The following is a 20,784-nucleotide window of genomic DNA, read 5'->3' as shown; positions in this document are numbered from 1 at the left end:
ATCCCAGCGCCGGGCATTCTATAACGGTTATTAGTCTTCTTTCTCTATAAACGAAACGATGCGGTCTTCTAAGCTCAGGGTTAAAGATCCAACCTGGTTACCACTTTCATACTCGCGTTTTCCAACGACTGCATCCGCCACAGCGCCGTCTGCAAAAGTCACCTCAAATAATGTTGCATTATCAGCAGATGTCTTTTTCTCAAAGGTACCATCCCAGCTTTCATTGCTGGACAGGTTCGTTAAAATAAATGTGCCGTCTTCGCTAAACCGAACTACCACATCCATCTTTTCGCCTGTAAAATCTTCATTATTTGTACTTGCCGCCAACAGATTCCCAACTGCATCTGTGGCAAATTCCATTTCCCAGCTATTAATTATGGAAATATCGCCTGCCTGACCTGAAACACAACCAACCAGTGTTATGGCCAATATCAACATTATCAAGATGCCGCTAAATTGTTTCATAATGTCACCCTTTTTTATTTATCTTTTGCCAAAATGGCCTTTAGGTCCCTTAAGTTTACAGCCCGGTCATACTGCATAATTCCCCCCTTGAACACGCGGGCACCGAAAATTGTGATAACTATTGTGGAAATTGTTAAAGCAACAAGGGTTGATGCCACCTCCCAGACGGGAAGATTGGTAGCACCCATGCGAAGCAATACCGTAGCCGGAATAAACGGAGGTATATGGCTGAGGATTCTAACCCACAAAGCATTTGGTGACATAAAAAGCTGACCGGAGATAAACATGGGTAGCATGGGAATCATAATCACCAGGCCATGAATTTGGCTGCTCCCTTCCGCCTCCTTCATGGTTGCTCCCACTGCGGCAAAAAGCGATGCCAGCATGAAATAACCAAAGATGAAGAAGAGCAGGGGCAAGACAAATTGGTGCGCTTCAAACTGCAAAATATCCACATCAAAGAAACTACCGGCAACAATTATGCCAACTGTGGCCCAGATAGCCATCTGGGTCAGACTTAACAAACCAAAGCCCAATATTTTACCTACCATCAGTTCAAATGAAGATATGGATGATAACAGGATCTCCACAATTCTGTTCTGCTTTTCCTTAATAACACCGTACATTAAGACCTGCCCTGAGAAAACTGTGGCAATAATCAACGCCACGCCGGAGATAATGGGTAAAATTAAGCCGGCAATATTAATTTCTTCGCCGGAAAGCTCCCGGACATCAATCCTTAGCGGTGTGCCTACCGCGGCAATCTGTTCCGGCGCCAGGCCCATTCTCTGCATTCTGTGAAGCGATATAACAGACTCAAGCTCCCTGTAAATCACGTCATGATTTACGGAGCGAATATCTTCAGCATAAAAAGGAAGATGTCCAGTACTGAGGGTTTCTTCGGAAAATATCATATAGCCTTCATACTCACCCTCCAGAACCAAGTCTTCCAGCAGGTGTTGTTCACTGGTTGGATATAGTGTCAGGTTAAGATTGCTTTGGTGCTGCTGATCTTGCCAAAAAGTATAAAAGTCCTCCGTTTCGTCAACCAGCGCAACGGTTACCGTCTGATCACTGCCAATTGTTTGGGTAAGGTAACTAATCCCACCTACGGCAACCATCAGCAGAGGAACAACAAATGTCAGCACTAAGAAAGTAGGGCTTTTCAGCGCTTTAATAAACTCCCAGCGCGCAACTCTTTTTATATTAGACCATCTGGTATTATTCAATTTCTTCGCCCCTCTGCTGAACAGTCTGGATAAATATATCATGCAGTGGCGGCTTTTCGGCGCGGATCTCCTCCACCGCTACCTTTTCAGTAATCTCCTGCAGCAACTCACTTATTCCCAAATCCGCCTCGTAACTAAACGTTACACTGTGCCGCCCTTGATGTAACCTGCTAACTCCGGATTTATGCTGCAAGAAAGAAACATCGCCATCGCCTTGATAAGTAATCTTTACCATATACTCTTTAAAGCCTTGCTTAATCTCTTTTAAACTGCCAAAGAGAACCTGCTTACCTTTATTAATCATAAAGATTCTGTCACACAACTCTTCAACCACATTCATTTGATGAGCAGAGAGTAAAACTGTGGTGCCCTGCCGCCCCAACTCCAGGATGATTTCCTTAAAAACATCCTGGTTTACAGGATCCAGTCCTGAGAAAGGCTCATCCAATACAACCAAGGCCGGTTTATGCAGTATCGCCCCAATAAACTGGACCTTCTGCTGCATTCCCTTGGACAGTTTTTCCAGCTTACTGTTGGCATAATTAGCAAGATTCAGCCTCTCCAACCAGTTCATGGCTTCTTCCTTAGCTTCATTTTGGGGCACACCCTTTAGAGAGGCCAGATAAAGAAGGTTATCCAAAACTTTAACATCATCGTACAGGCCTCTCTCTTCAGGCAAATAACCTATCTTACTCTTATCCAGTACGGAGGAATCCCCGTTGAACAAAAACTTCACTTCACCGCTGCTTGCGGACAGAATGCCCATTATGATGCGGATGGCAGTGCTTTTTCCCGCCCCATTTGGACCAAGCAATCCCATTATTTCCCCTTTATTTACGGTGAAAGATATATTATTTACGGCCTTAAAATTTCCGTAACTTTTACTTAAGTTGTTTATAACCAAGGCTTCTTGCTGCATATAAACAGGCCTCCTCTAAAATCTGTCCTTAGTTTAACTTTACCACCGCATATACTTCTACCACCTGCGCATATAACCTGCTTATTTTTATAACTTAACAAGCAAACCGGCTATTTTGCTTTTTTAAGCCGTTTGAATTCCAGCTTTAAGAGGAGAAGCTCGAGATTATTTTTCTGACCCTCTGTAAGCCGGTTATAGTTCTTTTGCATCTTGTGCACCTCCGTTTAACTATTGTGCTTGATTGTATTATAAGGTTGTACACTAAACAAAAACTGGACAATTTCTAAACAAACGAAAAAAAACTAAAAAACTGGCTTGACTTTTATCATCTTATATATTATTATCATTATTGAGAATGATAATAACGGGAGTGATGATATGCAGTCTAAGGTGAATTTTCTACTGCACCCCATTCGCATGAGAATAATGCAAAGCCTGCTGGGAGGGAAAGAACATACGGCCCAGGAAATCTCACAAAAGGTCAGTGACGTTCCTCAGGCCACCCTCTACAGACACTTAAACAAATTGGTGGAAGCGGAAATTCTGGAAGTAGTTAAAGAAAACAGGGTCAGAGGTACTGTGGAAAAGGTTTACGCTTTGTCTGATCAACTGCAGAGTGTCACAGCTGAGGAAATAAAAAAGGCTTCCCGCCAGGACCATCTAAACTTCTTTTTTAGCTTCCTCACTAACTTATTGGGAGACTATGAAAAGTACCTGCAGCAAGAAAACATTGACCTGGAAAAGGACGGAGTAAGCTACAGGCAGGCCAGCCTATACTTAAGTAATGAAGAATTAACAGAATTACTGACGGAGATGCGAAAAGTTGTGGCAAAAGCACTGGATAATGATCCTACTCCTGAAAGAAAGTTAAGGACCATTTCCACCATAGTTTTACCCCAGAGTACAGATAAGTAGAACTTGATGATGAAGTTATAGTTTATTAGAGAAAGGAACGATATAGATGAAAAAATTTCAGGAAGAAAAGGTAACTGTTGAGGGTAAATATCCGCTGGCCGGAACACTTGCAATCCCCGAAGGCCCGGGGCCCTTCCCCGCAGTGCTATTGGTTGCAGGTTCCGGAACTGGAGATCGGGATGGAAACGTTAAGGCAGGTAAATTTTTCCCCAACATGTATAAAGACTTGGCGGAGCTAATCAGCGGCTTAGGCTTTATAACCCTTCGCGTTGACAAACGGGGGGCTGGAGAAAGCGGCGGAAACTTTTTAGAGACAGGGATGATGGACTTAGTAGATGACATTGAAAGTAACATTGCGTTTCTGGAGAAACACCCCCAAGTTAGCAAAATAGTTTTACTGGGACATAGCGAAGGATGCACCCTCATTACAGCCGCCAATGCCCGACGCCCTGTGGACGGTCTGATCTTTTTGTCCGGAGCAGCGGAGCCTACAAACGACGCACTGAAAAGACAAAGGAAACTGGCAGCAGAAGAACTCTTAAATATGAAAGGCTTCAAGGGGAAGCTGGTCCGTCTTTTAAAGGCAGAGCAAAAGATAGAAAAACAGGCCCAAAAGTTTAATGATAAAATAATGAACTCCAGTGAAACGGTGGTGAGGTTTCAGCTGCAAAAGATGAATGCTAAATGGTTCAGGGAGCATTTCACCTATAATGTCTTTGAAGATCTAAAAAAAGTGACCTGCCCTTCTTTAGCTATTACCGGATCAAAAGATATCCAGGTTACTCCGGAAAAAGTATATGATTTGCCAAACTATGTCCAAGGTCCCACAGAAAGTTATGTTATTGAAAATATGGATCATATTCTTAAAGAGGTTTCGGTGGCGGCATCTGTTCTTAATGTCATCAAAGATTATAAAAAGAACGAGAACAAGCCACTGCACCCGGAACTTCAAAGAATAATCTCCCAGTGGTTACAGCAATATATTTAACAGGTCAAAAAAAATCCTGCAGAACCAATTCTGCAGGATTTTTTTATTAAATTAATAGTTTTTATCAGCGTACCCTACCCAACCGCCTTCTTTGACAAGGGTCTTGGCAAATTCGCCGACTTTGAAAGGAATTTCTTCTGATTTGTCTGCTGAAGTTACAATGATCTTATCGTTTTCGATGTCGATGGTTATTGAAGTATCTTTACCTGAGTAATTCTCAAAAAGATAATCAATCTTATCCTCTGGCAGCTCAATGGCCAGCATTCCGCAATTATACATATTCTGCCTGAAGATTCGTGCGAAACTTTCTGCGATAACCACATTAATGCCGTTTACTTCCAGGGCCCACGGAGCATGTTCTCTGGAAGAGCCGCAACCAAAGTTGGCTCTGGTGACAATCACTGCTTTATCGTTGATATCTTCTGTGTTGTTAAAACCGGGAAGGGTCAAATCCTCCAGCAAATAAGGCTTCAGAGCCTCTTTGGTGATTTCGGTGAGGTACTTGGCCGGGATAATTTCATCGGTATTGATATCACTTCGGTCTAAAAACAAAACTTTTCCGCTGAATGTTTTCATTTTTTCCTCCACAACTTAACCTTTATATAGTGGTGAATTTGTAATTTTTCCTTCAATGGCAGAAGCTGCAGCAGTTGCAGGGCTCATCAGATGAACTGTTCCGCCTTTACCCATCCTGCCGTTAAAGTTCCGGTTTGTGGTGGCAGCGCAGGATTCACCCTCGGCCAGTACACCGTTACTCATACCAAGACAGGCTCCGCATGTGGGGTTTGTAACACAAAAGCCGGAATCCTGGAAAATCTCGATGATGCCTTCTTTTAAAGCCATGGAATAAACTGCCGGAGTTGCAGGGCTTACAATTCCACGCACGTCATCGCTTATTTTTTTATCTTTGAGGATGCTGGCGGCAATTCTCAGATCCTCTATCCGGCCGTTGGTGCAGCTGCCGATATAAATCTGGTCAATCTTTGTTCCGGCCATTTCTCTAACCGGCTTTACCTGATCCGGCTTAAACCCGAAGGTTACCATGGGTTCTAATTCGGAAACATCATATTCATATACCTTTTCGTACGTGGCATCATCATCGGACATCCATTTTGAGTATTCCTTTAGAGCCTCTTCCTTTGAGTTAAACTCATCTTTGATAAATTCCCAAAGGTACTCAACGGTTGTCATATCAGGATAGCAAACTCCGCATGTACCACCGGCTTCAATGGCCATGTTGCACAGCGTCATGCGTGATTCCATTGACATTTCATCAACAACCGGGCCACTAAACTCGATAACTTTATTGGTGGCACCGTTTACAGTCAGTTCTTTAATAATAAAGAGGATCAAATCTTTGGCATATACGCCTGGTTTTAAAGCGCCGTTTAACACAAATTTTATTGTTTTGGGAGCATGGAAGGCACACACGCCCTTTAGGATACCCACCTCAAGGTCGGTGGTGCCGACCCCGGCGGCAAAAGCGCCAAAAGCCCCGTGTGTACAGGTGTGGGAGTCCCCCATGATTACTGTGTATCCGGGCCTTACAAATCCTTTCTCAGGAAACAGCGCATGGCAGACCCCATTTCTTCCGATATCAAAAAAGTCTTTGATACCATGCCTTTTAGCCCAATCACGCAGGATCTTTCCCTGTTCGGCTGTTTTAGAATCTTTTGCAGGGGTTACATGGTCTATAACAGCTTTAATTTTTGTGGGATCAAAAACTCTGTCCATACCCCTTGCCATCAGGTCGGTAATGGCAATAGGTGTGGTGATTTCATGACAGAACACCCTGTCCAGCTTCAGAACATGTGTATCAGAAAACGGCATATCCACCCTGTGTGCATCAAATATCTTTTCAGCTATTGTTCTACCCATTACTCTTCTCCCTTGTTTCGTTTTGTCACAAATTATATAATTTGCACTGGTTTTAAATATATATGCCTTATATTATATAATTTTTTTCGCATATTTTCAAAGTAAAATTGCAAGAACTCAGTCTAAGGCTTTATTTCGCTTGCCAGAAAGAAGAACTCCCCTTTTCAAAGAAAAGAGGATTATCATCTGTAGCGAAGATATATCATTTTTTCAGCGCCAATCCAAAGTATGAGCTAAGCCAGGTTGAAAGCCAATGCTAATAGCCTGAAGATAAAGAAACCAACATGGGCAAAAGCATGAGCTACTATGGCAGCCTCCAGGCTGTGGCGCGGCCATAAATTCAGACCCAGCCTGACATTAAAGGCTGGGTCCTTTGAATCTGGGGCTAATAGCTCCTGTTTATTTATCTGGTCAGCATGGTATTAACCAACATCCCTTTCTATTTGTTCCACATGCAGAGAGATTAAAGAGATTGCCGAATCGCGAAGCAGTAAAATCAAGCCGTATACCGCTGACATGTCAGGCAATTCTCCTGCGATGGTGGAAGTGGCGCCGGGTTCATGGCTAATCTCCAACCCTTCGAAGCAATCCACCAGCCAGCAATCCAGGTGGGATAGTGTTTTTGCCCGGATTCGCCAGATGCGCTTTTGCTCAGACTCCCTTTTGTTTACCATTTTCTTTCCTCCTCCTACCGGCTTCAAAACTACAGGCTAAGATCACGGCGCCTGAAAGCCACCAGACCAATTGAGGCCAACACCAACCCTATGCCAAGTAAAGCGGCTATGGAGCCTGTTGTTACATCGGCGGGAAAAGGAGCCACATGGCTAAACGGGGACATCTCCTGCAGCACTTCCGGTAAGTTGAGCAGGTCGCCAAACGCTCCTGCCAAAAGGCTAACCAGGACAACTAACATTGACAAGGTACCTGCCACGCGGGGCAGCAGTCCGTATGCTGCAATTACAAAACCTGCCAGCGTCATAACCGCCGCGCCTTGGAACAAGGCTGCTTTTAACAGGTCTAGAGTTTCCCCGGCAGATAATCCTGCCGCCAGGGCAGAGCTTAGCGCAAATAATGACAAGAGGGCGACGGTGCCAAAAACGCTGACCGCAATATGGCTGGAGAAGACATGAAAGCGGCTAACTGCAGTGGCCAGAACCGATTCCAGCGGGCCACCCGCTTCCTCTGCCCGCAACCGCATTATTGCCTGCATGGTATAGAAGGCGATAATGGCAGCTATAATGCTTATAAGTGAGAAGAGGAAATACTCCGCTGAAAGGGCAATGTTCTGGAAAAGCTCTATCCCCTCAATGGTGGAGGCATATTCCTGACTGGCAGCGCCAAATATGATCCCAAAAACTGCGATGGGGATAACCCAGCCCAAAAGCGTGCCGCGCTGCAGCCGCCAGGCCAGGCCCAGCGGGGAAAGGAGCCAGGGTGATGCAGCAGCGGGTCCGGGACGGGCGGGCAGGATGCCTCTGCCCACATCCCTGCGGTTAACCAGGATAAAAGAACCATAAGTCAGGAAAGCAAACAGGATAGCAAACAGAATCAGAATCCACCAGTTGTTTTCACCGTAGGCATAGACTTGCTGAACCCAGCCCAAGGGTGACAGCCAGACTACCCAGGCACTTTCAAAACCCAGCCCCCCTTCTCTTACTTCTCCTAATACATTCCCCAGAGCATTAAGCAAAAAGGCGAAGGCCAGGGTCACTGAGGCCAACCCGCTGGATCCCCGGGTACTTTCCGAAAGCTGGGTTGTAACTGCTGCCACGCCGGCAAAGACTAACCCAAAGGCAGCGAAAGAAGCGCCGGCTGCAAAGGAGCCAACCGCCGGCTGGTCGTTTGCCATTAGAGCCAAAGCAATCAGAAGGGCCATCAAAACATTTGCGCCGATAGCTACGATTAGGGCCGAGGCAAGGCTGGCATAGCGTCCCACCACCATAGACCCCAACATTTCTGCGCAGCCCGTTTCTTCATTTTCACGGGTATGCCGCACCACTGCCTGAATATTCATCATAGCCACCAGGATAGCGATAATAAAAGACGTGCGCAACAGGATAAAGGGACCTAACTCACCGATGTTTCCTTCCATGATGGGCGCAATAAATAAACGCATTCCCGGACTTGACGAGGCCATGATTATCATTTCCTTCATTTCCTGGGCGGAAAATTCCGCGTTGCCAAGGGTTAATGCTCCCACCATGATGGCTATACCCAAGAGCCAGGCAGGCAGCCTTACCCTGTCACGCCGCAGGGCCAGTTGAACAAGAGTTTTGGTTCCGATGAAATTGTTCATTCATTATGCACTCCTTTCTGCTTTACCATTCAGGCTATCCAGCTCTTCACTGTAATGGCGCATGAACAGTTCCTCCAAGGTGGGAGGGGTACTGGTAAGAGAGCGAATGCCAAACTGTACAAGATACTGCATAATCTCATCTAACCGATTACTTTCCACATGGAAGTTGGCACGGTTTCCGTCTTTATTGACGTTATAAACGCCGCCCATTTTTTCCAGGTTGGCAAGGGGGTGAGCCGTTTCCACAGCAATCATTGTGCGGGTCAGGTGACGAAGTTCCGTCAGTGTTCCTGTCTCCACTATTTCACCATGCCTGATAATGCTTACCCGGTCACACAGCTTCTCCACATCGGCCAGGATATGGCTGGACATCAGTACTGTTCTGCCTTCTTGCTTCTTTTCGGCAACACAGTCCTGAAAAACGCTGGCCATCAACGGATCCAGGCCGGAAGTGGGTTCATCCAGAATAAAGAGTTCCGCATCTGATGCAAACGCCGCCACCAGTGCCACCTTTTGCCTATTTCCTTTGGAGTAAGTGCTGCATTTTTTGGTGGGATCCAAATCAAAACGCTTTAACATTTCAGCGCGGCGCTGCTGATTGATGTCGCCACGCAGTTTACTGTAGAGGTCAATAACCTCTCCACCGGTAAGATTGGGCCACAGGTGCACATCCCCGGGCACATACGCCAGTCTTCGATGAATTTCCACCGCATCCTTCCAGGCATCCTGACCAAATAATTTTGCCTCCCCGCTACTTTTGCGCAAAAGTCCCAGTAAGATACGAATCGCCGTGGTCTTACCGGCTCCGTTAGGACCGATAAACCCCAACACTTCACCGCGCTCTAAATTAAGGTTTACTTTATTTAGAGCCAAAAACTTTCCGTAATACTTGGTTAGTTCTCTTGTTTCCAGTACAGTCATTTAAGGCACCTCCGTTTATTTTTGTTACCTCAATCATAACGCAAACTCTCAGAGGTGAGACCTGACCAAAGTTAGGTTGGGTCAATACCAACCCCCCAACTTCTGCTTAAGGTAAAAAGAGGATTCCTCGCAGCCCACAAGGAAAATATAGACAACGGGAGGTGTCTTTATGGTTGGAAACATTTTAAAAATAAAAACCAGCGTTCCTCCGCAGGGGGCCAATATTTTGCCCCGCCCCTGCATACTGGAATCACTGGATCATGGTCTTTGGGCGGCGGAAGGCTTTACCTACCCATTGACGCTGGTTTCTGCCCCGGCAGGGTTTGGCAAAACCACCCTTATCCGAAGCTGGCTGACCGGCCGTGAAGACCGGGCCGCCTGGTATGCCTTGGATGAAGCTGACAATAAGGAAGATCGGTTCTGGCTGTATCTGATATCCTCACTGCAAACGTTAAAAGCGGATTTGGGAGAAGGGCCAATGGAGATGCTGCGCTCCAATGCTTTGTCCGCAGAATCTGAAGATATTGAATCGTTCCTGGTTACTCTGTTAAACGAGTTATTTGCGCTGGATAAACCATACATTCTGGTTCTCGATGATTACCACCTGATTGAGAATGTCCGGATTCATAAGAATATGGCCTTTTTCATAGAAAACCTCCCTCCCACATTACATCTGGCCATCACTACCCGTTCCGACCCTCCCTGGCCTTTATCCCGCTGGCGCGCCAAGAGGAAAATGGCCGAATTGCGTCTTGATCAACTCAGGTTCAATGAAGAGGAAACCGGCAGATTACTTACAGAAACAAAAGGCCTGGCGCTAAGTGAAGCGCAGCTTAATACCCTGCATGAAAAAACAGAAGGCTGGATTGCAGGTTTACAGTTGGCCGCCTACTCGCTTACATCAAATAACAATAAGGATAGATTTATTCACGAGTTTGCCGGCAACCAACGCAACGTATTTAACTTTCTCAGCGAGGAGGTTTTTACCAGACAACCGGAGGCTGTGCGTGAATTTTTGATGCAGACATCAATTCTAAACCGCTTTTGCGCACCATTATGCGATGCGATTACCGGCAGCAACGACAGTGCGGAAGTCCTTTCTGCCCTGGAGGCTGCAAACCTGTTTGTAATTCCCCTGGATAACCAGGGAATATGGTACCGGTATCATCACCTCTTTTCCGACCTGCTACGCCACCAGCTATCAAGCAGGCAGCCGGAAATGATAACTGAATTACATAATAAGGCAGGAAAATGGTTTTTTGAGGCAAACGAACTCAGCGAAGCGGTTTATCATTTTTTAACTGTTAAAAACTTAGATAAAGTAGCTGAAATACTTCATGCTAACAGTAAAGAAATAGTTGAGTCGGAAGGCCCGAACCTTATTGTCCGCTGCCTGGATAGCTTCCCGGATGAGATATTACGAAAGTATCCCCTTTTAGCCGTATATAAGGCACTTTATCACCTTATGAGGAAAGGCAGGGAGGAAGTGGGCGCCTTACTGGCATTGGCTGAAGAAAATGCGGATGAAAAGCTAAAAAATCACCGGGAATACAGCAGTATCGTAGCTTTGGTAAAGGCTTATCATAACCTTTTCTCCCATAAAATTCCCCAGGCACTGGAGCATGCACAAGAAGCATTGCGGCTGTTACCTGCCGACAACTATTTTTTAAGAATCAATATAGCCATAATTTCCGGTGACACTCAGCTGTTTTTGGGCGATCCTAAATTGCCTACCCCTTTTATCTTGAAGCCCACCAAACCAGCAGCAAGATGAACAGATATTACTACGCAAGCTCCACCTCATTTAAGTTGGCTGTATGCCTACATAACATGGGTAGACTTACTGAGGCGGAAGAACTGATCCATGCTACTCTGAAAACGGCAAAGGAAAAAGATTTTTTGTGGGCACCCCAGATAGGCGGCCTTTGGGTATTGCTTGGAGAACTGATGAGAGAGCGGGGCAGTTTAGGTGAGGCTGAACGCTGCCTGGAACGCGGCCTGGCCGTGGGTAAGGTTCATAAGCCCATGTTGGGATGGAATAATCTATATAAGATTGCTCTGTTATTTTCACAGCAAAAATTCGACGACGCCCTTATTTGCATACGAGAAATCGAAACCATAAATCGGGAAACTAATCTGCCGTATATTATAATGCTTGCCGCCACTACCTGGCAGGCTCGCATTCTTGTGGTTTTGGAAGAATGGGAAAAGGCACGGGAACTGTTCTCTTGCGCCCAATTAAATGAAGATAACCTTGTGCAAATCGTACAGGGAAAAGGCGTTTTGACATATACCGGCATTTTAATGAAAGAAAACAAGGATGACAAAGCGCGTAAATTATTAAACCGGGCAGCCGAACTGGCCTTAAATGGTCAGGATCAAAAAACACATATTGAGCTACTTCTACTCAAAGCCTGTTTAGAAGAAAAGACCGGCAACTCCGCGGCTGCCGAACAATGCCTGTGTACTGCCCTTGAAACAGGGTTTGAATGTGGATATTTTCAGGTGTTTTTAGATGAAGGCAAAGATACGGCTCCCGTTTTTTATCGTCTGTTAGACCAGAAAGACAAAAGCACAGAAATTACCCTGTCCGGAGAACTGTTACAATATGCCCGGCGGGTCTATCAGGCAATATCACCTGATGCAGGTCAGGAAAGCTTTAAAGAAGAGCCACTTAAACTTGCTTCAAGCCCTATTCCGGGTCTGGTGGAAGAGCTCAGTACCCGGGAACTGGAGATTCTTGATTTAATCAACCGCGGCCTCTCCAACCAGGAGATATCTGAAAAACTATTTCTGTCGGTGGGAACGGTAAAATGGCATACCAGCAATATATACGGCAAGTTGGGGGTAAAGGGAAGAACTCAGGCAATAGCCATGGCCCGCAAACTAAACATGCTCCCAAGCTAAATTTATCCCCACCTACCTATCATCATCGCTTAATCAAAAAGAATCCAGGCAGCCACAAAAATGGCCACCCGGATTCTTTTGATTGTTTAGATACTTTCAGCAATATCATAAATTAACTTTTCAGTACCATCCCATCCCAGGCATGCGTCTGTAATTGATTTACCATATATATTTTCACCGACGCCCTGTTTTCCTTCCACCATGTAGCTTTCAATCATCAGACCTTTAATCATTTTGTTCAGCAAAATATCATATTTTCTACTCATTAAGACCTCTTTTGCAATCCTGGGCTGTTCAGAGAAGCATTTCATTGAATTTGAGTGGTTAGTATCAACAATGATGGCCGGATTTAGAAGTCCCAGCTTTTCATAGTCCTCAGCAACCAGAATTAGATCCTCATAGTGATAATTAGGGATATTTCTACCGGTACAGTCCACAGCACCTCTTAAAATTGCATGAGTGAGGGGATTGCCGGTAGTTTCCACCTCCCATCCGGCAAAGGCAAAAGAATGGCTCTGTTGTGCTGCAATAATGGAATTAAACATTACAGACCGGTCGCCGCTTGTGGGATTTTTCATGCCAACCGGTGCTTCAACTCCACTTACAGTTAGTCTGTGCTGCTGATTTTCCACTGAACGGGCACCAATGGCAACATAGCCTAAGACGTCTGAAAGGTAGATATAGTTTTCCGGGTAAAGCATTTCATCTGCTGCAGGCATGTAAGATTCGCTTATTGCCCTTAAATGCATTTTCCTGATGGCTTTTATACCCTCACATAAATTTGGCTTTTTGCGGGGATCCGGTTGATGCGCCATCCCCTTATAGCCCACACCATTTGTACGAGGCTTATTGGTGTAGATCCTGGGGATAATTAAAACTTTATCTTTAACCTTTTCCTGAACCTGTGCAAGCCTTCCAATATATTCGCAAACAGAATCTTCATTATCCGCTGAACAGGGGCCTATTATTAAAAGAAATCTTTCATCCTTATTCTCCAGGATATTTCTTATCTCCCCATCCCTTTTTTCTTTGATATCTTTAATGTGGCTCGGTACGGGTATCATTTCCATAATTTCATCCGCTGTGGGAATTCGCTTAATGAACTTCATTGTCATAATATGTCTCTCCTTTTTTTTCGCAGGTTACTTTTTTGCCCGGAATCAATGATCCAGATTCGCTCACAGCTTAGGTTTCAAGCATATCATTTTGGCACTGTATAAAGTAAGCAAAAATTTCCTTATAAACTTTCTCTATGAATTCAGGGTCCAACCCATCTTTTATTGCTTGTTGCTTCAAATTCTTAAGAATTAGCTGCTCCCGGCCAATATCCCTGACCTTTACTTTATTGGCCTTTAATTCACCTATCTCTGTTACACAACGCCTTCTTTTCCCTAACAAGCTAATAATGTCTTGATCTATTTCGTCTATTTTTCTTCTTGCATCATTAATCGTCACTACTTCACCCCCAAACCGGAATAAGAAAGGCACGCTTATTCAGCTCCCTTAACGCGTGCTTTTCAATACTGGTTACCTTAGCAGCTTCGCAAACTGCGAAGCGTTATAATTTCTACCAGTATAAGAAAAAAGCCTATAGCCATCCCCTAAAGGGACGAAAGCTACAGACTTCCGCGATACCACCCTAATTGAATAAACAACAAGTTTATTCCTCTCAACAAGGTACGGGATTTACTTATTCCAACCATCCTTTGTCATATATACCACCAAATAAAAATACTTCTCCACCCTCTTAGGGGCGAGAAGTATATACTTTCGCGGTACCACCCTAGTTGGCCTCAATAAAGGCCATCTTGACAAAGGTACAGGAATTCATCCGATACCCTCTTCCTTTTAACGGTAGAAGTCTCCGGTACGGCCTACTATCCAGACAACTGGGTTCAACCTACAGCTCAAGAGCGAACTTCGGCCAACATAGCTTTGGAAGTGCTTTCAGTCGATGACACTTCCTCCCTGAAAAGCTTAAAGCCAGCTTACTTTTCTCTTTCATTGCTTTTATTTATTTGATTATTAAGTACTATAGCAGAATAACTGAAAGCCGTCAACTGTTTTTACCATAATTTTTCCGTTGCTACGGGGACCTCGCGTTGCTACGGGGAGGCAAGCTATTTTGAAGGTTTGTTAGCTTTTACCCATTTGGTTAATTCAACGATTTCGTTAAAACGCTCTGTTATATAACCGTAATTATCTTTATCGTGCGGAATGGTGCAGCCGCTGCAGTCTTTGATGCCACCTTCTGTGTACTGAAAACAACCGCCACAAGCATCGCCCAGAGCGTAAAGCGGGCAATAGCAAAACAGGCAGTTAAAGTTGTCCGGATCATCTGTAGCATGACAGGGGAAAGATTCGCATTTCTTGTGATTAATAAAGGCGTATTCTGTTCCTCGCCAGTATTCGTTTCCCTGTGATGCCTGTTGTTTTTTTTTTATCATCATTCCCATCCTTTCGTAAAGAAAAACCAAAAGCCCCTTAGCCTTTGCCAAGAGACTCCCATTTTGAAATCAATTATTTAAAAAAATTATACTGATAATTAATTATATAGTCAATACACCCTCAGGCTACTTGTAGATCACACTGGCTTATTCAGAACCTGTAAATATTGATTTTAGCTTCTTTGGATCATGTGTAAAGACAAAGTAAAGGTGTCCTGCAGTAAGTGTGAAAATGCTTAAGGCGGACAGGTAGTGCCATTTGCGCATTGGGCCTAGCCCTTTTTGGGGAACGGAAGCTTTCTGTAAAACCCGGGGTGAATATAGATGCAGACCTGTAAAAATTTGCAAAGGTACCAGTAATCCAAAAGCGGTAAAGAGGAGCTTTTGTCCAGGATTATATTTTTTGTATTTCCGCTCTTTAGAGGTTAGAAAGAACTCATGCTGCAAAAATGCCGGCAACCCGGCAATATCTTTTGCGTCGGGTACTAATTCTTTATAATCCTTAACGGCATAGCTTTTGTAAATCCGGGATATGTAGGAGCCTATCAGCAAAAACTGAGCTATAAAATGGGTTTTCTGGGCAGACGCCACATTGCGAAAACCACGGCGAGGAGAAGGAAAGCTCAGATAAAACCCGCTTAGGATGCTGGCCAAGATGGACGGGGCATATATCCAGTGCAAAACCCTGGCGGCCAAGGAATGTCTGCGCTTTTTTCCAGTAAGAAACGACAACAATGCCTTCACTCTGTTACCTCCGTTAATTAATGTTATGTTCCCACCTGAAGTTTACAGTTTAATGGCTGGCACATGCTGAACATATATCAAAAGAACGAATCACTCTGCCTATTTCCACAGGTTCCTTTTCATCTTCGATGGTTGTCCCGATAAGGGCTTCCTCCACCGGGCCTAATTGCCCGGAAGCATCCCGTGGTGAGAAATTCCAGGCCGTTGGCGTGATAATCTGGTAATGAGCAATTCTTCCCTTTTCTATTTTCAACCAGTGACCCAAAGGTCCGCGCATCGCGCCGGTAAGGCCAATACCCTCTGCTTTTGACGGCATCTTAAAGCTTTTAAAAACCGGCTTGCCCGGTTCAAGCTCAGCCAACCATTGCACCATTAAATCGGCTATCTTCTCCGTTTCCAGCACACGGGCCATATTCCTGTCCATAACAGAGACCCCTCTTTGATAATCACCTTTAATCCACAGTCGCGCCAGCGGCCCACCTTCTACGGATTTGCCGTCATAGCGAGGTGCTTTTACCCAGGAATAAGCGCCTGATTTCTCCCGGTTTGGTATGGTTTTGCCCTGAGCGGGATGTTGTGCTCCCGCTTCTTCGTCATACCAGGAATTTCGCAGATGCTCTGCAATAAGGTTGCTGTTTACTTCTTTGTTCTGTCCGTGAATTAACGCTCCGGAGGGAAAATATCGTTTTTGGTTATTCTCAGGGTGGGTAAATAGTCCAAACTCCAGAAAATCGGCAGCTCTGGTACCGATATGATAATAGTCGGAGTAGGTTTCAGCCAAAATCATCATATCGGTCATCATCACATCTTTAATGAAGGCTCTTACTTTTTTTAATTTTGATTGGAAATCAGCAAGAATATCCGCTGCCGGAGGCACAGTACACCCACCTGCCAACAATCCTTGATTGTGGGGAGCTTTGCCTGCCAGAAGCGTTACCATCTCATGGTTTAACCGGGCTATATCCAAAGCTTGTTGATAGTGCTTCATCAACAGGTCATTCTTCTTTTTTGATAAACGAAACCCCTTGGTATATCCGGGGGCAAACGGACCCATGTCGGGTCCCTCTACATAGTCGGGCAAGCCATAGATGTAGAAATGCCGGAAATGGTCCTGCATAAAGTCCGCACCCAGGATTAAATTGCGCAATAGTGCACCGTTACGGGGCGGCCGTATTTGCGCAGCATCTTCCAGGGCCATTGCAGCCGCCGTTCCGTGCGCAGCAGAGCAAATACCGCAGATCCTTTGTGATAAATAACCGGCATCCCGCGGGTCTCTGCCTTTAAGGATTAGCTCAAATCCCCGGAAAAAATCTACGCCGCAGCGGGCATCTACCACTGCGCCGTTTTCGATGGAAACTTCCACAGAACAGGAATTCTGGGCCCGGGTAATTGGCCCCAGTGTGATTTTTGATGGCATAGCTTCTCCGTCCTTACCGCTTTTTGCCCAGGCCTTGCATTAATTTGCCTATGGTCTTTAACCCTTTCTTTGTGCCTGAAAATCCCTTTTTATATGTACTGGCAAGCCTGCCGGTCAGGATAGTACCTGTTAAGTGCGCACCAATACCAAGGGCGGTGGCCGCTGCAGTTATGGCGCCTACCCGGTTAGCGGTTACCCGGGTCCCCGGCAGGTACACATCTGAGAGATGCTCAAAAAACGGCGCGTTGCCATCGGGAAACTCAGGATTAACACAACCAATACACGGGGCATTAGCTTTCACCGGCCAGCTTAAATGTTCTCCACTCCATTGACGATTAGGGCAGTCGGCAAAGGTGTCCGGCCCTTTGCATCCAACCTTGTAGAGGCACCAAGGCTCTCCTGGCTGTTTGGCAAAAATACTGTTGTCAAAGTAATGGCGCCGTTGGCATTGGTTGTGGATGGTCTCTTTGTAGAACAACAGAGGCCGGCCAAAACTATCCAGCTTGGGCTCGCCAAAACGTATCAGGTGAACCAGCGTCCCCATCATCCAGTCAGGATTGACAGGACAGCCCGGCACGTTTATCACCCTGTTGTCCAATACGGACTGCACCGGCAGCGAACCGGTGGGGTTGGGCGAGGCGGCAAAAGGTCCGCCAAATGAGGCGCAGGTGCCCACCGCTATTACATGCCGGGCCTTTGCCCCCAGTTCCTGTACTGCCTGCAGGGCGGTCAGAGGTTCCCCGTTGCGCCAGCCAACTACCGAATAAAGCCCGTTAGACTTGACGGGTACGGTTCCTTCAACCACTAAAATATATTTGCCGGGCCATCTAACCATGGCATCATCCAGGATTCCGGTGGCCATATCTCCTTCTGCCGTCATATTTAAATAAAAATACCGGAAGTCAATCAGATCCGTGAGCACATCCCAGTAACCCGGGTCCAGTGAATTCATAAACGAAAGAGCGTCTCCGCCACAAGTATTGGTACCCAGCCAGAGGAGTGGGGACTTCGGCCGGGACTGTTTACCGGCCTTTTTAACCTTAAACAAGGCCTCTCTCCACCCTTCCGGTAACCGATTTTATGCTAATATCATGGTTAATTTGTAATAGTTTAGCCTGCTTAATGCAGGCTATTCAAAAAATCCTCCTGACCGAAGGTTTTCCATTTTTAAAATTCGGTCTAATTTTCCATTCATCAAAAGTGAGGTTTTGATAAAAAATGAAGATATAGATGAAAGGAGCTGACCTAAATGAAACACAATCCGGATGATCGTAGCGATAATGTAGAACGTATTCAGAAAAACATTGACATGACCATCGAAAACATGCACCGTGCAGATGAAATGATCGAGAAAACAGATGACCCCAACATGAAGAAAACCCTCAAAGAAAAGAACGACCGCAGGGAGCATGCATTAGGTGGTATGCGCCTGGAGATTGAAGATGAGGCAAAAGCCAGAGAAAAAAGAAAGTAAAGCAAGAATACCAATAGTTTTACTTCCTCTATAATGACCAAACTACTAACACAAAAATAACCCGGCATGTCGCCGGGTTGCTATTTTTTGTGGAGTTAAGAATTATTTTACAATGTAGACATTACATTGTGCTCCCTGCAGCACTGCATTACTTACACTGCCGAAGAGAACTTTTTTCAAACCACTTAAACCTTTACTCCCTAATATGATAATATCGTACCCTTCAGCTTCAGCCAATTTATTTATGATTGTAGCCGGATGGCCTTCTTCAAAGATTGGGGTTACTTTTAATTTTTTGCTTTCCAAAAGTTCCACCGCTTCTGATAAAATATGCTGGCTATCGCTTTTTGCTTTATGTTTTAACTGATTGTAATACTCTAAATGCTCATTTGCCGGAAATGCCACTTCTCCATGGCTCTCTGGCCTGTAATTAAGAACATGTATTACACTGACTTCTTCTACATTATATCCCCCGGCAATATATACCGTTTCTTCTAAAGCCCGCTTGCTTTGTTCCGACCCATCTACGCACACCAAAATTTTCATCTGGTATCATCCCCTTTACTGGCTTTAATTCTATAATTCGGCATGTGTTAAAAATTTCCTGCTACTCTTCTCCGGTGGCTGGTGGGGATTTACGGAAACAGACGGCACTTGCTAAGTAGAGATTAATTGGTCCGATAGAAACCAACCTTAAGTACGTCTAATAGTCGTAGTGCATAACACAGCAGCTCTTTCTGGTCTTGCGGTGTATCAGCGTCCATTTGCTGCACCCATTTGTGGTCCATGGAATCAAAGAGCAGCACCACCACTTCCAAAGCATCCTTTTGGTTAACTTTAGGGTCCCATAGGGTTTGATCGTAGTCCGCTAACAGTTGGCTATTCTTTTTCCTCAAGGAAACAAGCATTCCATCTGCATTTGAACGCACCCCGGAGGGCAGTTTGGATATGCCCAACAGAAAGCGAAAGGTTAGTGGCTGGTCTATGGCCAGTTGGTTCTTCCATCTAAGAAAACTGGCCAGGCGTTCAAAAAGGTCCTGAGGCATCTGTTGCATAAACTGATCTAGTTCCTTCTGGACTTCAGCCAGTACTTTCTGCAAGCACGCCAGGTATAGCTTTTGTTTATTCGAATAGTAGTGAAAGAGCAGTCCTTTGGCCATGCCTACCTGCTCCATAATATGGTTGGTGGAGGCTTTATTGTACCCTTGCAGAGCAAACTCCCGAATAGCAACATTAAGAATTCTCTCTCTGGTCTGTTCTGCCTTGCTCAGTTCTTCCCTCATGACTCTAGCTCCTCAAAAAAATGGATTACACTATTATAAAAAGCCTGGGGCTGATCGTAATTGGCAATATGGCCTGCATCTTTTATAAATTCCCGTTTCACAAAAGGGTTTTCCTTAAGCTTCGGCCATAGTTTTTCAATTTCCTTATTTATAGCAGTATCTTTTTCGCCCTGGAGAAGTAGTACAGGAATGATAGATTCGTATAGCACTTGGGTGTAATCATAGTTGGCTAATTCACAGCGAAGCTGGTAGATGGTTTTTCGCTGACCATAGGCTACTTTCAGGTCTGCAGCGAAACGTTGTTGAGCTTCTGGCTTATCGGTGGTAGTCTTCGGCAGAGTCTTAGCCATCCAATTGGGGAAAAGTCCAGGCAAAAAAATATCAGATAGCCAAGCCCCGGCTTTAATAGCCATTTTGGGGAGCTTAAGCTTCGGGGTGGTGCCAAAGGTAATGAGGCTCTTAAACAATTGGCTTTGCTGCTGTAAGATTTCTAAGGCAACTACTCCTCCCATAGAACAGGCGATGACGTGAGGTTGCTCCCATTTATGGGCATGCATCCATTGAATCACATCGAACGCCAGAGCTGAAATCTTCATATCATCAGGGTTATCGCCAGGAGGGCGAGTGGAGTTACCCTGACCACGTAAAGAAAGTGCTGCTACTGAGTAATCCTTTGCCAGGCGAGTAAACTCCCGGTCAAACTGACTAAGATTCGCTCCCAAGCCATGGAGGAAAAGGACGCGATCCTTACCTGGTGTTTCCTGTAACCGATAGGCTAGTTTGTGCGTTCTAAGTTCAAAAAAACGTTCCATTATAACCCCTCCCTTTTGACCTAATGGTCAATTCAATATTATTATAACTAATATTGACCACCCGGTCAATGACTGTTCTGAGAATTTCT

At 45.1% G+C, this 20,784-nt stretch carries 22 protein-coding genes and 1 other annotated feature; of the genes, 5 read left to right on the top strand and 17 right to left on the bottom strand.

Annotated elements, in window-relative coordinates:
- Window positions 1–30: 30 nt before the first annotated feature.
- From DEALDRAFT_RS06105 to DEALDRAFT_RS06095, 3 genes are read right to left on the bottom strand one after another with little or no spacing between them, the layout of a single operon-like run.
- Entirely contained in the window at window positions 31–465 is a 435-nt protein-coding gene (locus DEALDRAFT_RS06105) for a hypothetical protein (protein WP_008515847.1), read from the bottom strand.
- 14 nt (window positions 466–479) lie between these two features.
- Window positions 480–1,694, bottom strand: coding sequence for an ABC transporter permease (locus tag DEALDRAFT_RS06100; protein WP_008515846.1), 1,215 nt, complete (start codon window positions 1,692–1,694; stop codon window positions 480–482).
- Window positions 1,687–2,613 carry an ABC transporter ATP-binding protein gene (locus DEALDRAFT_RS06095; protein WP_008515844.1) on the bottom strand — a complete coding sequence of 309 codons (927 nt, stop codon included), beginning with the start codon at window positions 2,611–2,613 and terminating at the stop codon, window positions 1,687–1,689. The genes DEALDRAFT_RS06100 and DEALDRAFT_RS06095 overlap by 8 nt, the downstream gene beginning before the upstream one ends.
- A 378-nt stretch (window positions 2,614–2,991) precedes the next feature.
- Here DEALDRAFT_RS06095 and DEALDRAFT_RS06090 point away from each other — a divergent pair, with 378 nt between their 5' ends.
- Together DEALDRAFT_RS06090 and DEALDRAFT_RS06085 are read left to right on the top strand one after the other, a co-directional pair.
- A complete protein-coding gene (locus tag DEALDRAFT_RS06090; protein ID WP_008515842.1) occupies window positions 2,992–3,528 on the top strand; it encodes a helix-turn-helix domain-containing protein in 537 nt (178 codons plus the stop codon).
- 46 nt (window positions 3,529–3,574) lie between these two features.
- Entirely contained in the window at window positions 3,575–4,516 is a 942-nt protein-coding gene (locus tag DEALDRAFT_RS06085; protein ID WP_008515841.1) for an alpha/beta hydrolase, read from the top strand.
- Window positions 4,517–4,567: 51 nt separating this feature from the next.
- Here the strand turns inward: DEALDRAFT_RS06085 and leuD are convergent, their stop codons facing one another.
- The 5 genes from leuD to DEALDRAFT_RS06060 all read right to left on the bottom strand — a co-directional run bounded on the left by leuD (window position 4,568) and on the right by DEALDRAFT_RS06060 (window position 9,611).
- The gene (gene leuD, locus DEALDRAFT_RS06080; protein WP_008515840.1) at window positions 4,568–5,092 is read right to left on the bottom strand and encodes a 3-isopropylmalate dehydratase small subunit; all 525 of its coding nucleotides are present in this window, start codon (window positions 5,090–5,092) and stop codon (window positions 4,568–4,570) included.
- Between the two features lie 15 nt (window positions 5,093–5,107).
- A complete protein-coding gene (locus DEALDRAFT_RS06075; RefSeq protein ID WP_008515839.1) occupies window positions 5,108–6,394 on the bottom strand; it encodes a 3-isopropylmalate dehydratase large subunit in 1,287 nt (428 codons plus the stop codon).
- Window positions 6,395–6,816: 422 nt separating this feature from the next.
- The gene (locus DEALDRAFT_RS06070; protein ID WP_008515838.1) at window positions 6,817–7,068 is read right to left on the bottom strand and encodes a hypothetical protein; all 252 of its coding nucleotides are present in this window, start codon (window positions 7,066–7,068) and stop codon (window positions 6,817–6,819) included.
- A gap of 29 nt (window positions 7,069–7,097) precedes the next feature.
- Window positions 7,098–8,690, bottom strand: coding sequence for an ABC transporter permease (locus DEALDRAFT_RS06065; RefSeq protein WP_008515837.1), 1,593 nt, complete (start codon window positions 8,688–8,690; stop codon window positions 7,098–7,100).
- Window positions 8,691–8,693: 3 nt separating this feature from the next.
- A complete protein-coding gene (locus DEALDRAFT_RS06060) occupies window positions 8,694–9,611 on the bottom strand; it encodes an ABC transporter ATP-binding protein (RefSeq protein WP_008515836.1) in 918 nt (305 codons plus the stop codon).
- Between the two features lie 169 nt (window positions 9,612–9,780).
- Here DEALDRAFT_RS06060 and DEALDRAFT_RS06055 point away from each other — a divergent pair, with 169 nt between their 5' ends.
- Both DEALDRAFT_RS06055 and DEALDRAFT_RS06050 read left to right on the top strand, forming a co-directional pair.
- Complete coding sequence (locus tag DEALDRAFT_RS06055) at window positions 9,781–11,385, top strand: MalT transcriptional regulator family protein (RefSeq protein WP_008515835.1); 1,605 nt, start codon at window positions 9,781–9,783, stop codon at window positions 11,383–11,385.
- Window positions 11,382–12,518, top strand: a complete 1,137-nt coding sequence (locus tag DEALDRAFT_RS06050; RefSeq protein ID WP_008515833.1) for a helix-turn-helix transcriptional regulator — start codon at window positions 11,382–11,384, stop codon at window positions 12,516–12,518. The genes DEALDRAFT_RS06055 and DEALDRAFT_RS06050 overlap by 4 nt, the downstream gene beginning before the upstream one ends.
- An 86-nt stretch (window positions 12,519–12,604) precedes the next feature.
- Here DEALDRAFT_RS06050 and DEALDRAFT_RS06045 read toward each other — a convergent pair whose 3' ends face one another.
- The 6 genes from DEALDRAFT_RS06045 to DEALDRAFT_RS06020 form a co-directional block, all read right to left on the bottom strand.
- Window positions 12,605–13,633, bottom strand: a complete 1,029-nt coding sequence (locus tag DEALDRAFT_RS06045; protein ID WP_008515831.1) for a 3-deoxy-7-phosphoheptulonate synthase — start codon at window positions 13,631–13,633, stop codon at window positions 12,605–12,607.
- A 70-nt stretch (window positions 13,634–13,703) separates the two neighbouring features.
- A complete protein-coding gene (locus tag DEALDRAFT_RS06040) occupies window positions 13,704–13,973 on the bottom strand; it encodes a chorismate mutase (RefSeq protein ID WP_050780778.1) in 270 nt (89 codons plus the stop codon).
- Between the two features lie 291 nt (window positions 13,974–14,264).
- Window positions 14,265–14,532: a binding site (T-box leader), on the bottom strand.
- A gap of 106 nt (window positions 14,533–14,638) precedes the next feature.
- Window positions 14,639–14,968 (bottom strand): cysteine-rich small domain-containing protein, encoded by a 330-nt coding sequence (locus tag DEALDRAFT_RS06035; RefSeq protein ID WP_008515827.1) that lies wholly within the window; start codon window positions 14,966–14,968, stop codon window positions 14,639–14,641.
- Window positions 14,969–15,112: 144 nt separating this feature from the next.
- A complete protein-coding gene (locus DEALDRAFT_RS06030; RefSeq protein ID WP_008515825.1) occupies window positions 15,113–15,709 on the bottom strand; it encodes a cytochrome b/b6 domain-containing protein in 597 nt (198 codons plus the stop codon).
- Window positions 15,710–15,758: 49 nt separating this feature from the next.
- Window positions 15,759–17,126, bottom strand: a complete 1,368-nt coding sequence (locus DEALDRAFT_RS06025) for a nickel-dependent hydrogenase large subunit (protein WP_008515824.1) — start codon at window positions 17,124–17,126, stop codon at window positions 15,759–15,761.
- A 13-nt stretch (window positions 17,127–17,139) separates the two neighbouring features.
- Entirely contained in the window at window positions 17,140–18,174 is a 1,035-nt protein-coding gene (locus DEALDRAFT_RS06020) for a hydrogenase small subunit (protein ID WP_008515822.1), read from the bottom strand.
- A gap of 201 nt (window positions 18,175–18,375) precedes the next feature.
- Here DEALDRAFT_RS06020 and tlp point away from each other — a divergent pair, with 201 nt between their 5' ends.
- Window positions 18,376–18,600, top strand: a complete 225-nt coding sequence (gene tlp / locus DEALDRAFT_RS06015; RefSeq protein WP_008515819.1) for a small acid-soluble spore protein Tlp — start codon at window positions 18,376–18,378, stop codon at window positions 18,598–18,600.
- Window positions 18,601–18,702: 102 nt separating this feature from the next.
- On the opposite strand, the gene DEALDRAFT_RS06010 is transcribed toward tlp, so the two are convergent.
- From DEALDRAFT_RS06010 to DEALDRAFT_RS06000, 3 genes are all read right to left on the bottom strand, one after another.
- Window positions 18,703–19,146 carry a universal stress protein gene (locus tag DEALDRAFT_RS06010; protein ID WP_008515817.1) on the bottom strand — a complete coding sequence of 148 codons (444 nt, stop codon included), beginning with the start codon at window positions 19,144–19,146 and terminating at the stop codon, window positions 18,703–18,705.
- A gap of 122 nt (window positions 19,147–19,268) precedes the next feature.
- Window positions 19,269–19,883, bottom strand: coding sequence for a TetR/AcrR family transcriptional regulator (locus DEALDRAFT_RS06005; RefSeq protein ID WP_008515815.1), 615 nt, complete (start codon window positions 19,881–19,883; stop codon window positions 19,269–19,271).
- Complete coding sequence (locus DEALDRAFT_RS06000) at window positions 19,880–20,695, bottom strand: alpha/beta fold hydrolase (RefSeq protein WP_008515813.1); 816 nt, start codon at window positions 20,693–20,695, stop codon at window positions 19,880–19,882. The genes DEALDRAFT_RS06005 and DEALDRAFT_RS06000 overlap by 4 nt, the downstream gene beginning before the upstream one ends.
- Window positions 20,696–20,784 lie beyond the last annotated feature (89 nt).

Origin of the sequence: Dethiobacter alkaliphilus AHT 1 (assembly GCF_000174415.1) — a bacterium.
GTDB classification, from domain to species: domain Bacteria; phylum Bacillota; class Dethiobacteria; order Dethiobacterales; family Dethiobacteraceae; genus Dethiobacter; species Dethiobacter alkaliphilus.
The sequence above is the reverse complement of the archived record's forward strand: the minus strand, read 5'-3'. Positions and strand labels throughout refer to the sequence as shown.

Excerpts from the sequence above, each read along its gene's own strand:
- DEALDRAFT_RS06045 (WP_008515831.1), bottom strand. The coding sequence starts at position 13,633 with ATGACAATGAAGTTCATTAAGCGAATTCCCACAGCGGATGAAATTATG.
- DEALDRAFT_RS06005 (WP_008515815.1), bottom strand. The coding sequence starts at position 19,883 with ATGAGGGAAGAACTGAGCAAGGCAGAACAGACCAGAGAGAGAATTCTT.
- DEALDRAFT_RS06085 (WP_008515841.1), top strand. The coding sequence starts at position 3,575 with ATGAAAAAATTTCAGGAAGAAAAGGTAACTGTTGAGGGTAAATATCCG.
- DEALDRAFT_RS06075 (WP_008515839.1), bottom strand. The coding sequence starts at position 6,394 with ATGGGTAGAACAATAGCTGAAAAGATATTTGATGCACACAGGGTGGAT.
- DEALDRAFT_RS06025 (WP_008515824.1), bottom strand. The coding sequence starts at position 17,126 with ATGCCATCAAAAATCACACTGGGGCCAATTACCCGGGCCCAGAATTCC.
- DEALDRAFT_RS06010 (WP_008515817.1), bottom strand. The coding sequence starts at position 19,146 with ATGAAAATTTTGGTGTGCGTAGATGGGTCGGAACAAAGCAAGCGGGCT.
- DEALDRAFT_RS06065 (WP_008515837.1), bottom strand. The coding sequence starts at position 8,690 with ATGAACAATTTCATCGGAACCAAAACTCTTGTTCAACTGGCCCTGCGG.
- leuD (WP_008515840.1), bottom strand. The coding sequence starts at position 5,092 with ATGAAAACATTCAGCGGAAAAGTTTTGTTTTTAGACCGAAGTGATATC.
- DEALDRAFT_RS06035 (WP_008515827.1), bottom strand. The coding sequence starts at position 14,968 with ATGATGATAAAAAAAAAACAACAGGCATCACAGGGAAACGAATACTGG.
- DEALDRAFT_RS06095 (WP_008515844.1), bottom strand. The coding sequence starts at position 2,613 with ATGCAGCAAGAAGCCTTGGTTATAAACAACTTAAGTAAAAGTTACGGA.
- DEALDRAFT_RS06105 (WP_008515847.1), bottom strand. The coding sequence starts at position 465 with ATGAAACAATTTAGCGGCATCTTGATAATGTTGATATTGGCCATAACA.
- DEALDRAFT_RS06055 (WP_008515835.1), top strand. The coding sequence starts at position 9,781 with ATGGTTGGAAACATTTTAAAAATAAAAACCAGCGTTCCTCCGCAGGGG.
- DEALDRAFT_RS06060 (WP_008515836.1), bottom strand. The coding sequence starts at position 9,611 with ATGACTGTACTGGAAACAAGAGAACTAACCAAGTATTACGGAAAGTTT.
- DEALDRAFT_RS06070 (WP_008515838.1), bottom strand. The coding sequence starts at position 7,068 with ATGGTAAACAAAAGGGAGTCTGAGCAAAAGCGCATCTGGCGAATCCGG.
- DEALDRAFT_RS06050 (WP_008515833.1), top strand. The coding sequence starts at position 11,382 with ATGAACAGATATTACTACGCAAGCTCCACCTCATTTAAGTTGGCTGTA.
- DEALDRAFT_RS06090 (WP_008515842.1), top strand. The coding sequence starts at position 2,992 with ATGCAGTCTAAGGTGAATTTTCTACTGCACCCCATTCGCATGAGAATA.
- tlp (WP_008515819.1), top strand. The coding sequence starts at position 18,376 with ATGAAACACAATCCGGATGATCGTAGCGATAATGTAGAACGTATTCAG.
- DEALDRAFT_RS06000 (WP_008515813.1), bottom strand. The coding sequence starts at position 20,695 with ATGGAACGTTTTTTTGAACTTAGAACGCACAAACTAGCCTATCGGTTA.